The sequence below is a fragment of the Blastopirellula sp. SH421 genome, assembly GCF_057808535.1.
Map to the genome: position 1 here is coordinate 760,205 of NZ_CM173712.1, position 13,129 is coordinate 773,333.

11 protein-coding genes are annotated in these 13,129 nt (G+C 56.0%); 5 read left to right on the forward strand and 6 right to left on the reverse strand.

Annotated elements, in window-relative coordinates; genetic code table 11:
* Positions 1-31 precede the first annotated feature (31 nt).
* Positions 32-3,103: a Tex-like N-terminal domain-containing protein gene (locus SH421x_RS03050; RefSeq protein WP_488853916.1), complete on the reverse strand. Its 3,072-nt coding sequence runs from the start codon at positions 3,101-3,103 to the stop codon at positions 32-34.
* Positions 3,104-3,515: 412 nt separating this feature from the next.
* On the opposite strand from SH421x_RS03050, the gene SH421x_RS03055 reads away from it, so the two are divergent.
* Positions 3,516-3,860, forward strand: a complete 345-nt coding sequence (locus SH421x_RS03055; protein ID WP_488853917.1) for a hypothetical protein — start codon at positions 3,516-3,518, stop codon at positions 3,858-3,860.
* A 204-nt stretch (positions 3,861-4,064) separates the two neighbouring features.
* Here the strand turns inward: SH421x_RS03055 and SH421x_RS03060 are convergent, their stop codons facing one another.
* Both SH421x_RS03060 and SH421x_RS03065 read right to left on the reverse strand, forming a co-directional pair.
* Positions 4,065-4,301 carry a hypothetical protein gene (locus tag SH421x_RS03060; protein WP_488853918.1) on the reverse strand — a complete coding sequence of 79 codons (237 nt, stop codon included), beginning with the start codon at positions 4,299-4,301 and terminating at the stop codon, positions 4,065-4,067.
* A 187-nt stretch (positions 4,302-4,488) separates the two neighbouring features.
* Positions 4,489-5,379 (reverse strand): hypothetical protein, encoded by an 891-nt coding sequence (locus SH421x_RS03065; protein WP_488853919.1) that lies wholly within the window; start codon positions 5,377-5,379, stop codon positions 4,489-4,491.
* 256 nt (positions 5,380-5,635) lie between these two features.
* Here SH421x_RS03065 and SH421x_RS03070 point away from each other — a divergent pair, with 256 nt between their 5' ends.
* The 3 genes from SH421x_RS03070 (at position 5,636) to SH421x_RS03080 (ending at position 8,870) form a co-directional block, all read left to right on the forward strand.
* On the forward strand, positions 5,636-6,532 hold the full coding sequence (locus SH421x_RS03070) for a metallophosphoesterase (protein ID WP_488853920.1): 897 nt from the start codon (positions 5,636-5,638) through the stop codon (positions 6,530-6,532).
* An 11-nt stretch (positions 6,533-6,543) separates the two neighbouring features.
* Positions 6,544-7,095 (forward strand): hypothetical protein, encoded by a 552-nt coding sequence (locus tag SH421x_RS03075; protein WP_488853921.1) that lies wholly within the window; start codon positions 6,544-6,546, stop codon positions 7,093-7,095.
* A 65-nt stretch (positions 7,096-7,160) separates the two neighbouring features.
* Positions 7,161-8,870: a DUF5722 domain-containing protein gene (locus tag SH421x_RS03080; RefSeq protein ID WP_488853922.1), complete on the forward strand. Its 1,710-nt coding sequence runs from the start codon at positions 7,161-7,163 to the stop codon at positions 8,868-8,870.
* Between the two features lie 21 nt (positions 8,871-8,891).
* On the opposite strand, the gene SH421x_RS03085 is transcribed toward SH421x_RS03080, so the two are convergent.
* The 3 genes from SH421x_RS03085 to SH421x_RS03095 all read right to left on the reverse strand — a co-directional run bounded on the left by SH421x_RS03085 (position 8,892) and on the right by SH421x_RS03095 (position 11,178).
* On the reverse strand, positions 8,892-9,848 hold the full coding sequence (locus tag SH421x_RS03085) for a DUF1559 family PulG-like putative transporter (protein ID WP_488853923.1): 957 nt from the start codon (positions 9,846-9,848) through the stop codon (positions 8,892-8,894).
* Between the two features lie 147 nt (positions 9,849-9,995).
* Positions 9,996-10,430: a hypothetical protein gene (locus SH421x_RS03090; RefSeq protein ID WP_488853924.1), complete on the reverse strand. Its 435-nt coding sequence runs from the start codon at positions 10,428-10,430 to the stop codon at positions 9,996-9,998.
* Positions 10,431-10,605: 175 nt separating this feature from the next.
* The gene (locus SH421x_RS03095; RefSeq protein WP_488853925.1) at positions 10,606-11,178 is read right to left on the reverse strand and encodes a DUF2179 domain-containing protein; all 573 of its coding nucleotides are present in this window, start codon (positions 11,176-11,178) and stop codon (positions 10,606-10,608) included.
* Between the two features lie 335 nt (positions 11,179-11,513).
* On the opposite strand from SH421x_RS03095, the gene SH421x_RS03100 reads away from it, so the two are divergent.
* Positions 11,514-12,923, forward strand: coding sequence for a sulfatase family protein (locus SH421x_RS03100; RefSeq protein WP_488853926.1), 1,410 nt, complete (start codon positions 11,514-11,516; stop codon positions 12,921-12,923).
* The last annotated feature ends 206 nt before the right edge of the window (positions 12,924-13,129 follow it).

Genomic DNA, 13,129 nt, shown 5'->3' on the forward strand with positions numbered 1-13,129 from the left:
GGGGAGATTCCGTCATGCGGGCCGAGCGGGACTATTTCCCTTTCGGCTTCTTCTTGTCAGTGTCATCTTTTTGATTCAGGAACTGAGCAAGGTCACCAAACGAGCGAAGCGGTTCTTTGCCTTCTTTCATCGCTTCCGAAATCGGCTTTTTGGGCGTCGGCTTCGATTTGGCGACAAATGTCTTCGTCTTCGGTTTACCATGAGCCGCGTGTTGCGACTTGTTCCCTTGGCGATTTTTGTCGCGTGGCGGTCGCTTGGCCCGTTCGGGACGATCAGGGCGATCGACCCGCTTCTTTTCGTCAGCCGCCGGAATTGGCTTCTCGGTGCCTGGCTCAATCGCCGTCAGCGAGACGCGTCGTCGATCTTTGTCGATTTCGACAACCCAGACGGTGATGACATCGCCAACGCTCACTACTTCGTGCGGGTCGCTGACGTAGCGGTTCGCCAAGCGGCTGATATGAACCATCCCGCTATCGTGCAAGCCGATGTCAACAAAGGCGCCGAAGTCGACCACGTTCAGCACGGTGCCAGAGAGCTCCATGCCTGGACGCAGATCTTCAAGCTTCATGATGCCGCGCCGGAACAACGGCGGCGGAAAATCAGCACGCGGATCGCGCCCAGGTCGCGAGAGCGAATTCAAAATGTCTCGCGTCAGATGTTCGCCCACTTCCAGTTCGGCAGCGAACTCGGTAGCGGATACGCCAGCGATCTTCTTGACCAACTCAGCGTGTGCAGCCGACGGGACTTCGCTTTTGACCGGTGCTGGCGAAGTGGAGACGACAGACGCGGTTGGTTCGACGGGCGCGGCTGGTTCGACAGGGGCCGGCGTCTCGGCCGCAACTTCTGAGGCGACTATTTCTGAGCCGACTGTTTCGTCAGCCGCGGTGGTCTCCGGAGCTGCGGGGACTGCTTCGGGACTGCCGGACGCTTCCGCCGCTGGTGTGCCGGCGGCTGGTGTTTCCACGGCGTTATCGGCAGCGGCGGGATCGGCAGCTTTCGGCGCTTCAGCAGCAGGTTCAGGAGTCGGCTTTACCGTACGAACTTGATCGATCGTCGCGTCAAGTTTTGCCAACACCTTTTCGGCGACTTCGTAGCTTTCGGGGTGAATCCAAGTCGCATCAAGCGGATTTTCAGCGTTGCGAATCTTGAGAAAGCCAGCCGCTTGGACGAAGGCCGATTCGCCGAATCCAGCAACCTTTTTGAAATCTTCGCGTGAGGTGAACGGACCGTTCTGGCGACGGTATTCGTACAAGCGACGCGCGGTCAATTGGTTAAGTCCTGAGACGTAGCTCAGCAGCGCAGGACTCGCTTGATTGACGTCGACGCCAACATAGTTCACGCAGGATTCAACGACATTGTCCAGCGTCTCTTTCAGATGCTTGGATTTGACGTCGTGCTGATAAAGTCCCACGCCGATGTTGGACGGATTGATCTTCACCAATTCGGAGAGCGGGTCAAGCAACCGGCGACCAATGCTGATCGTGCCGCGGACCGTTGCGTCAAAATCAGGAAACTCCTCACGTCCCAGTTCGCTGGTCGAATAGACCGAAGCGCCGGCCTCATTCACGATGACGTAAACGACTTCGCGAGTGGTGATGTCTTTGGAGATAATCGAAGCGACCAGGTTTTCGGTCTCGCGACACGCGGTGCCGTTGCCGATCGCGACAATGTCTACAGCATGTTGATTGATCAATTCGATCAAGCGCTGGCGGCCACGCGCAACGCGATCTTCGGGGCCGATCAAATGGATCACCCCTTGCTCAAGGATCGTTCCAAATTGATCCATCGCCACTAGTTTGCAGCCGCTACGGAAACCAGGGTCGACCGCCAACACGCGACGGTTGTGAACGGGAGGTTGCAGCAACAGTTTGCGGAGGTTGCAGGCGAAAACGTCGACCGCATGCTCTTCGGCATGTTCGGTCAATTCGCGGCGAATCTCTCGTTCTAGGCTGGGCAACATCAAACGCTGCAAGCCGTCCCGCAAGCAAGGCTTCAAAAACTCGGATTGCGAGTGACCCGCTGGAATTGCGGTCTCTTCGGCCAGCGAGTAGAGACGGTCCCAGTCGCATTCGATCTTGACCCGGATGAACCGAGTGCGATCGCCGCGATTGATCGCGAGCACGCGATGGTGCGGAATCTTGGAGATTGGTTCGCGATAATCGTAGTAGTCTTTGAACGCTTTTTCTTTTTTGCTGCGTTCGCGGTCTTTTTGCTTGCGACGCTTATCACGACGTTGCTCTTGCAAGGCGCGACGTTTGGGATCGATGAGTGCGGAAGGCGCCGCCGGAGTTGGCGGTGTGATCTGCTGCTGGGCGGTTTCGCCAGCTGCCTGATCGGGGGTTGAATCGGTTTGGGGCTCCGCTTCGCTGTCGGCGGCAATCGACTCGGTTTCTGACGCGTCCGGATCAGACATGTCCGTTTCAGGCGCCGAAGCTGCTGATTCGTGCTCTACATCCTCTTCGTCGTCGTGCGACTCATGGTCGTCCGATGAATCGGCTGACTGCTCAATGCGGAGCGTGACCAGCGTGCCGGTCTTCCACATCAGTTTACGCAGGCGTCCTCGGAGTACGGCGTTCTCGGCGAATTCTTCGGCGAGGATGTGGCGTACCCCCTGCAACACAGCGGCGACATCGGGAAGGTCATTTTCGGCGTTTACAAAAGCGGCGGCACGCGATTGGAGATCGGCGGCGGCTTCATTGCCTTCCATGACTTCGTCGGCCAACGGTTCTAAACCGCGTTGTCGCGCTTGGGTGGCCAGCGACTGTTTTTTGGGCTTGAAGGGAAGATAGAGATCTTCCAGCAGCTTGGTGGTTGGCGCCTTTTGAATTTTGTCGGCCAGCTTTTCAGTCAGCTTGCCTTGCGATTCGATCGATTTGAGAATCGTCTGTTTGCGCTCTTCCAGCTGGCGAAGCGCAGCGGAACGAGCTTGGACTTTGCGGATCTGATCCTCGTCCAATCCACCGGTTTCATCTTTTCGATATCGCGTAATGAAGGGAACGGTGTTCCCATCGTCTAGCAATTCGACGGTTCGTTGAACTTGATCGACCGACAGCCCCAGTTCGCGAGCCACAATGCTGAGGTCGGAAGAAACGGTGATTTCCATATTGGCCAACAGGTATCAGGTGGGAGACGCGCGATTGCAAAAAAGTAGGCAACGGCGCGAATCAAGGGCTTGCCAGAGCGGCATCTGCGCATGGGACGCCAGACCGGCAATCTAGGGGCTACCGATTTTGTTGTCAAGGATTCGCAAAGCGGCAAGGTCCAATATTTCACACAGAATTCGCCTACTCGGCATCTTTTCACTCGGTTTGAACCGCCAGTCGCCCGCATTTTGGCAGACTTTGCCGATTGCGCGGGCGCGGCGAACGACCAGTCTAGATTGCCGCGCAGTTGCAGCGATTCTGTGCGATATATCGGCCGAATTATGCCGAAACCGAGCTGTAGGCAGTGAGGTCTGCGCGCTGTTTGCCGCACTGACTTTCCGTTTCGAGCCGTCGTCGCTAGGACTTTTTGCAATGACACCGCAATTACGCGTTTATTTTGGTCCCGAGGACGAGTCGACCCCTTCCACCGAGAGCGATTGCGCGGAGATCGTGGTCGGTCATGCGTCACGAGCCGCCGCTTTGCCCCCGCTTGCTGGAGCCCCGAAGGAGCTTTCTCCAAGCGGCGCGGCTCAGCCTGCCGCCAACGAAATCGTGGTCGACTTGGAGGAATTTCTCCAGCTTTTAGAAGAGGCGCGCCGCAGTGGAGTTGCAATTCAGGAAGAAGTAGAGCACGAAACAGTCGTGGTTTCGCGAGATCTGTTCCGCGCTCTGCTAGCGTATCAAACCTTGTTGCAGCCCCAGGCTTCGCTGCCATAAAGCCAATTCTGCCGCCATCTCAGGCAGCACCGCTTGCAGGGAAGCCCTGCAAAGAGGCGGAAACAGGCGTAGCTCGCCCGAAATCATCGTGGCGCGATTCACGATGCTCCAAGGGGCCAAGAAATACGTCAAGCGTCGCTTGCTGCTGGCGACGCTTGACGTGGGCTTCGTGCTGGCGGATGCGTGGACATCCGACGTCAACGATTAATAGCCGATATCGTAAGGATGCGGATTGAGGAAGTCCCGCGGGCCACGCGTCGTGTAGTACGGGTAGGTGACTTCCGGCGAATAGCCGCCAGCTCCGTAGCCGCCTGGGCCGCCGGGGGCCGGGGGAGCGCTGACGCTGGATGGATTTCTACACGGATGTGCGCCAATTTGATGGCAACCGACGCTTGTAACCGCCATAGCGGTCACTGCGGCGAGCAGCGCGAATTGTTTCATCTCTCTACCTTCTTGATGCGTGTGGCCTTGGTCCGGGTCGTATTTTCAGCGCTGTCCGGCTCGGCGGGAGTCGACGGCGCAAATTGCTCTCCATCTGCTAAATCGGCGGTAGAAACCCGAATATTGAATAATTCGGCATCATCGGAACGACTCGCTGGTGCTAGCGGCGCGTAATCGTCGGTAAGAATTACTGTCCGATTTGCGCCCAGGATTGAGCCTGAGCGGACGTTAAGTGCGAGAGAATGCGGATCTCCACTTCGTCCAAGTAGTTGGCGATTCGATTTTCGAGCTCTGCTTTGAACTCGCGGTAGACAGTCCAGATCCGCTCAAAATGAGTGTTTGCTTCTAGTAGTATTTTTTGAATGTCTCCCCGTTGCTGCTCGCTCAATTGCATAGCTTGCCAGGTTTCCGGCGAGCTCAATGCTGTGATCCGCTGTACTCGCAGCGGCATAGCGTCCTCTCGCAGTTGCTGGGCAAAAAGATGAAGTTGCTGTCCTTGGCTGGCCAAAACTTGCAAGCCGTCATGACGCGGATCGGCCGTAGACCCGGCGATTTGATTCCAGTCATGCGACATCGATGCGACCAGCGCGTTAAATGTCGGCTTTTCGGCGCCGGTGGCTGTCAAAAGTTGATCTTTGAACATCCCGAGCGAGACGCCAAAGGTGATCGACGCAGCGACAAAGATGATCGCCGCCGCACGACGCCAGGCGGCGCGATGAAACTCGGCTGCAGAAATCTCGCGAATGATGCGGACGCCGACCCGCAGCACGGCTTTGGTCGGGGGGAGTTTTCGGTCAGGCGAAGCGTTTTTAAAGCCGACGCTGGTAATCTGGACCTCGAAGGCGCTATTGTTCAGGATTAGCTGCGCGATTTCGCCAAAGAGAAAGAACTCTTCTTCGTGCTCTGGGTTTACCGTTTGCAGGCGTGTCTTGGCGACTTCCAGCTCAATGGCGAATCCGGCCATCGACTCGTCCAAAAGCCGTACGCGGAACTCCTCTTTGCCGAGCAACAATCGCCCGGTTACGTTTTCCGGCAGTACCGGAAAGCGAATCGACGTTCGTCGCTCTGTGCCCAGCATGGGAATAAAGTCCGAAAAGAAAGAGGATGAGTAGCCGGCGGTATTCGCCTATCTGAAAGTTAAGCTAAAAATGGAGAGGAGGCGTAAATTTCACCAAATTCCCGGTGGGTCCCCTAATGCTTGGCCACGGAATAACCGCTACAACCGTTCTGAGCCGCATCTCGTTTGCCTGAAACGCATCAACCGGCAACAATTAGAAGTTGATCACGTGATATTCACGTTTCCATTTCTCGCGCGATTCCGCTAGTCGAAGCCAATGACCGTAGAAACTTCTCTCGCTGATCAAGTTATCGCGCGCTATCACAAAGCGGCGGAAATCAATCTCAGCAATCCGAACCGACGCGGTAATCTGGTTTTGCTTGCGGCCGGAGAAGGCGCCGCCGATGTGATGGTGACCGCCGACCTGCATGGCAATCGGCGTAACTTCCAGCGAATTCTGGAGCTCGCCGCCTTGGAGCTTCAGCCTGAGCGACACTTGGTGCTGCAGGAAGTTTGCCACGGCGGCCCGACCTATCCGCAAGGGGGAGGCTGTATGTCCCACTTGATGTTAGAAGACGTGGCCCGGCTGGTCTGTCAGTTTCCGTATCGCGTTCATTTCTTGTTAAGCAATCACGAGCTGGCCGAGATGGTCGACTTCCCGATTTTGAAGGGAGGCAAGATGCTCAATCTGATGTTTCGCGCCGGCTTGCAAGAGATGTACGGCGATCGGACCGCGGCCGTCCGCGACGCGTATCTAGATTTTCTACGTAGTCTGCCAATCGCGGTAAAAGCGGGCGAGCGCCTCTTAATCTGCCACAGTCTGCCAGAAAAGTGCGATCAAAAGCCATTTGATTCTGAGGTGTTTGAGCGTCCGCTGGTTGACGAAGATCTGGCCTGTCAGGGAGATGTTGGTCGGCTGGTATGGGGCCGTGACTTTCGTCAAGAGAATGCCGATGCGTTTGCCCGGCAGACCGGCGCTCAATATTTTCTGACAGGACATGAGCCATCGACCGACGGATTTCAGACGCCGAACTCGCGCCAGGTGATTCTCGACTGTTGTTGTCAAAACGGCTGTTACGCGATTGTGCCGATCGATGATCAGATCAGTTACGGCAAGTTACTGGCCGAAGTTCAACGTTTACACAAACCGGCGCCAGCGCCTTACGGAATGTAAGGGAAACCGACATGTCCGAGCCGCGATTAAGCGAGCCAACTTCGCCGCGGCCGACGCCGGGCCGGTTCCAAGATCTGAATCTGAGCGGCAAGTATGTCGCGAGAGCGGTCGCGGCGCTGACGGCGTTTGCGACATTCGTCACCACCGCATTGATTATCGCGCTGACCAGTCTCTACCAGTCAGGTAATAGCCCTTGGGCGGCAGCGGTTGTGATCGGCAGTTTCGCCGCCGTGATAAGTGTGCCGTTTGGCATGTTGTTGGGATCCATTGTGAGCCAGTGGATGGGGCTCTCGAAGTTTAGCTTCAACTGGCTGCCGCGGTTTACCATCGCCGGATTGCTGTTCGCGACCTTTCTGTGCTGTGCGGTCGCCACGCTTGGATACTATGCGATGAATGTCGCGAGCGATAATTTGCCGCGGCGGTATCTGTTTATCATTGTTTCGCTCTCGATGCCTCCGCTGATGCTGATCATCGTCAGTTTGGGCCGCGTCGCCCTGCGGTGGTTGCACCGTCGTTCTCATCCCTACAACGCCGAAGTGATTGACGACGATGTCGAGATGTAATCTTCCCGCCGATAGATTACGCACTCTTGCTCCCCTGACTCCTCCTCTTGCCAGAATTGCCTGCCATGTGTTGGTTTCGTCTCACCAGTTTTGCGCTGATGCTAGTAGTTTCCGGTCCGATTTTGGTTGAGCAGGCATTCGCTCAGGACCAGGATGCGCGTTGGAGCAGATATCTTGCCGACGAATATCCCGCCCAGATTGCGCGTGTGACCATCGACAAGAATCAAGTGCAGGTCCTAGGTAAGTTGAAGTCGTCACCAACAGTGGAGCTTTCGCTAGTCGAAATCGGCCCGCAGCATGACTCGACTTTGATACCCGCCGGCGCCCAGCGGTATCCGTTGCAGCTGACGGAATCAGGCGATTTTTTGTTGGGGTTGGCTCGCTTTGTCGGCGGACGTGATCGCATTTATGCGAAATGGATGGTGGTCGAAACGGCGACCGGTAAACCGTGGAGTCGTGCGCATGCCGCGGACGACATTGCCGCCGCCACACAATATCCGAATTTGCCGCGACTCTCGCCGGCCAATAAAAAAGGGCTCAACGGCATCGGTCTGGTGCATGACCTGAATGACTTTGTCGACTTGGGCGTTAAGAATCTAGCGATAAACGTGAACCTAGGGCAGTTGGTGCGACCTGCGGGAACTGCCGGCTGCGAAGAGATTCAATACGGGAATGTTCAGCTGGCGATCAGGCTCGCGGCGCTTCAGCAGTTGGACGAACTTTTCGGCTTCGCCACCAAGCATGAAATCGTCTCGTCGGCGATCATTCTGGTCCCGCGGCTAGATCGCGCCGATCCAATCGGCAAGTTGCTGACGCATCCAGGGGCAGATGGAGGTCATTACAGTCTGGCCAACGTGGTCGAAGAAGATGGTTGCGACGCCTATGCAGCGGTCCTGCGTTTTTTGGCGGCCCGCTATGGTCGACCAGACGCCAAATATGGGCGGATAACGCATTGGATTATTCACAACGAAGTTGACGCGGCGCCGGAGTGGACCAGCGCCGGGCCATTGTCAGCGCTGGCGTACTCGGAGCAATATGCGCGCTCGCTGCGGATCGCCTACTATTCAGCGCGCGCGTTTGATCCGCACGCCCAGGTCTTTGTCTCTTTGACGCACTGCTGGAACGAACCGCATCAGCCGAGTCCTCGGTATTATCGTTCACGCGAGATCCTCGATTTGCTGGTTCGTCTTGGTGCGGCGGAAGGGGAGTTTGCGTGGGGCGTAGCGTTTCATCCTTATCCGCAAAATTTGGGAGAGCCCAGAACCTGGCTCGACGCCAAAGCAACCCCTAACGACGATTCGCCGCTGGTGACGTTCAAAAACCTGGAAGTTCTCGATCGTTGGATACGTCGCCCTGAAAATCGCTTTCAGCAGGCCCCACGCACCGTTCTGCTGTCGGAGCAGGGCTTTCACTCCTCTGATTACAGCCCGGAGTCGCAAGCGGTCCAAGCGGCCGCATTGGCGTATGCATGGAAGAAGATCGAGCAGCTCGATATGATCGAAGCGATGCACTACCATCGCTGGATCGACCATGAACAGGAAGGGGGCTTAAAGCTGGGGCTGTGGACGGTCTTACCTGGCACGATTACGCAGGCCGGTCAGCGAAAGCAGGCCTGGAGCGTCTTTCAGGCTCTAGCGACGCCGCAGCAAGCGGAGGCGATTGAATTTGCCTTGCCAATCATCGGCATCCAGGATTGGAGCGAGATTGTCCCCCCTTTGCACAGCGCAGAAAAAAACGCCTCGGCAAATAAATCCGCCGAGGCGCACGTGGAATGAACGAACGCGTTACGCTGGTCGTCAGTTCAAATCAATCACGATGCCATCAGAGATGTTGCCCAAATTGGTGAACGTGGCCAGGTCTATCTGGTAAGTGATATTGCGGACGCTGCCATCGGCCAGCACCGCGTTAATCCCGCCGACATGCGACGATCCAAACCGTTGCTCGCCATCGTTGATCTTTAGGTCCGGTAGCGGAACGCGGTTCGTGTAGCGGACCGTGTCATGGTCCCAGCCGGATGTGTATCCTTCGTTATCGTCCGTCTGGTAGGAGCCAATCGCTGCGACGTTTAGCCGTTTGTCGCCAACCATGATTGTGTTGCTGGTTCCGTCGGTAACATCTTGCATGCCGATCGTCTGGCGAACTCCGTTGCTAGGGCCGCTGGGCGTTGAGCCGCAACTGGTAGCGCTGCCTGGACGAGCAAGAATTCCGGTTCCTTCGGCATTGGCCGCTGCGTAGTCGGTTGGCGCATGGCCGAACGATCGCGTTTCGGCCAAGCAAAGCTTATCGGGGCCAAAGGTGTACCAGTCGGTCACCGGGCCAAAGCCAATCGGACCACGCCGCGACGGACAGAAATAACCGGGAACAGGCGACTCCATAGAAACAATGGAGCGCCCTAGATCGTCGCTTGCGCCCCCTCCTTCCCAGACCGCCGTTTGTTCAAGAAACGGCAAGATCTGAAAGCCCCAGCCGGCGCCTTGCGCTTTGCCGCTAGCCGGCGTGCCGTTGACGTAGGTGATGTGATACGCCCAGAAGTAGCCGCCGGTAGGAAACGCGCCGTAGGTGTCGTGATGATTGTGCCAGGCCAAGCCGACTTGTTTGAGTTGATTCGAGCATTGCATCCGTCGCGCCGCTTCGCGCGCTTGTTGCACCGCTGGCAACAGCAACGCGATCAGCACTCCGATGATCGCGATCACGACAAGTAATTCAACCAGCGTAAAAGCGGCCCGCCGCTTTTGTCTCCCAGTTGTATGCATGAGGGAACTCCTAAAATAGGGAATCGGGATGAGAGAGGATGTTGACGGACCGCGTTGCTAGGAAAAAAGGATCGTGGTCCGTCGCTGGGGCTTTCCGCAAAAAGTCTTCGCCAAAGGGGTTGATTGTCTTTGCCGCACGAAGCTTGCTTAGTATTTGGAGAGATCGATATCGATGGCCTGGGCGCCGTCGACGACGATTTCAATAGGAGTTTTTGACGCCTCAAATTTGCCATTCAGTCGATCGACCGAGGGATAGGGATCCCATTGGCGAACGCTGACCTTGTACGCGCCAGGCGGGAGTCCATCGCCGGTTGGGCCGCCGGGTTGAAACTGTCCGCTGGCTGGATCGACGGTGGCGCTCATCGGATTTGACTCGTCCGCTTTCCCTGCTTCATTGACCCGGTAGAAGATGACTTCAACTTTGCCGACGCCGATTTCAGCATTGGCGACTTTTAGAATTTCGCCGCCGTTGTGAACTTTGCCTGAGATCTTGTGAGCGTCGGATGTTGCACCTCCGCAGCCGATGTTCAGCAAGAGGGCCAAGCCGCAAACCGCTGCGAGGAACGGGATATTCGCTTTCACTAGAGCTACCTCTCGGGGTGCATGTAGTAAGAAGTAAATTTAATAAAAACTAGTTTATGCAATTTTGCGGACGAAACAATCCTCTTTGTGTGCAAAATAAGGGCGTGCATCTGAAGCTAGACGCTGGCTTGCTAGCAGCCGAGAGAGCTGCGGAGAGAGATTGAGCCAGAATTGGCTATTTCATCTTGAGTAGTGCTCGCCAGCCGGTGCGATGCGGCAGCGGAACGGCCAGTCCTTCGCTGTGCGAATGGACAGGCTCGACCGTGTAAAACAGGGTCGGATCGCTTGCGGTAGCGATTTTGAGAAAGCGCTTCAGCTTGCGACGGCGGCAGTTCATATAAATCAACAGTACCGGTCCGTCTCGGCCTTCGCCGGTAAACGTGGTGACGCGTTGACCCGCTTCACGCAGCGCTTTGGCGACTTTGGGCCCATCGTGAGGCGATATCATCCGCACCACGACGTGCCCTAAGGCTAGCATGCGCTCAAGTCGAATGCCGGTCGCATTACCGGCGGCGAACCCTCCGGCATAGGCGAAAAGGTAGACCGGGTTTTCGCTGATTCCGGAAATGACCTGCGAAATCGCCATCGTCCAGACTAGCACCTCGAAAAAACCGAGGACAACCGATAAGCCCAGTCGTCCCTGGACTACCGAAATAGTGCGCAGCGTCCCGATCGACACATCCACAATGCGCGTGCAGAAAATGAACAAGGCGACGACCCATACAGGTTGGTCGGCGAGAAACTGCATATAGAGCTCAAGACGTCAGGCGTTGCTGATAGGGGTAAAGGTGGATTGTCGCGGACATCCCTCAGTGCGCTAACCCCATTGCCTGATTTCACGGAAAGAACGCTGCTTTTCTACTTAGAGATTGATCGTTGCTGGTCCGGCGATGCTGGCGACAGCTCTTCTAGAATTCGGTTTATGTGGGGGATTTTGGCATTTTTCAATGGTGGCGGTGGAGGATTTATCATCCGTAATCGCGTCCAAAGTATTTGCCGGGAGAAGCACCACGCGCTTTAATCTCGCAGCGTGGCGTGTTATCGTAAAAATCCCCCACTCATGTCTTTCCTGGGAGTTTACGCGTGATTTTTCGTATTGTTTCGCTGGCGATTCTGCTGTTGCTCGGCTGCAATGCAGCGGTCTTCGCCGCGCCGCGCAATGTGGTGTTGTTTGTAACCGATGACCAGGGAAAAGATGCCGGCTGCTACGGCAATCCCGTTATCAAGACTCCCCATCTCGACGCGTTAGCCGCAGATGGCACGATCTTTGATCACGCCTATGCGACCACCGCTAGTTGCAGTGCAAGCCGTAGCGTCATTCTGACCGGGATGTTCAATCACGCGAATGGTCACTATGGACATGAGCACGCCTATCATCACTTCAGTTCGCATGACCGGGTAAAAAGCTTGCCGGTGATGCTGGAAGCGGCCGGCTATCGCACCGCACGAATCGGCAAGTATCACGTCGCTCCGGAGCAGGTCTATCATTTTCAGCAGGCGCTAAAGGGAGATAGTCGCAACGCCGTTCAATTGGCGAATAACTCGGCCGACTTTATTGGTGCAGAGAGTGACAAGCCGTTCTTTCTGTACATCTGCACATCCGATCCGCATCGCGGCGGCGGGGTCGTGAAAGAGGATCCTTTCAAGCCGGACGCGTTCGGCAATCGCCCCGAGGGTTATCCCGGCGTCGAGACGGTTAAGTTTGATCCCGCCGATGTGATTGTTCCTGCTTTTTTGCCGGACACGCCGACCTGTCGCGCCGAACTGGCTCAGTACTATCAGTCCGTTTCACGCATCGATCAGGGGCTAGGGCGATTGGTTGAAATTTTGAAAGAGAAGGGGGTCTATGACGACACGTTGATCCTTTATATCTCGGATCATGGAATCGCGTTTCCGGGTGGGAAAACGACAACTTATGAGCCCGGCTTGAACTCGCCGTGCGTCATTCGTAACCCGTACAACCAAAAACGGGGCTTACGTTGCGAGGCGCTGGTCAGTTGGGTCGATCTAACGCCAACGATTCTTGATTTTGCCGATGCGACGCCGAAGCAGAACAAGCTGCAAGGGCGCTCGTTCCTAAAGACTTTGGATCAGGCCAATCCCCCAGGTTGGGATGAGATCTATGCGTCCCACACATTCCACGAGATTACGATGTACTACCCGATGCGCGTCGTGCGTAGCGGCAACTACAAATTGATCTGGAACATTGCCCACGGCTTGCCTTATCCGTTTGCTTCTGATTTGTGGGAGGCTCCGACCTTCCAAGACATCTACAAGCAGGGGCCTGACGCCTACTACGGCCAGAGGAAGGTGAAAGACTATATCCATCGCCCCCAGTTTGAACTGTTCGATCTCTCGTCCGATCCTTACGAGACCAATAATCTGTCTGACGTCGAGAAGTATTCTGGTATCAAGCAGGAAATGGAACGGAAGCTAAAAGAGTTTCAGAAGCGTACCCAAGATCCTTGGATCTTGAAGTGGGATTACGAATAGTGGGCAAACACGGATAAGCAGACTAGAGAACGCTCCTCGGCGGGCGTTCTTTTTTTGCGCGACCAAGTCTTAGTGGTCACGCTTCGCCTCTTTGAGGGTTCCTTGGTTCCGGCGGCGATTCGACCTACAATGCAAGGTCATCTGAGCCATTTCGAGAACCTGTATGATCTTGCTGACCAAACTGCCGAGATACGCCGAGCCTGACT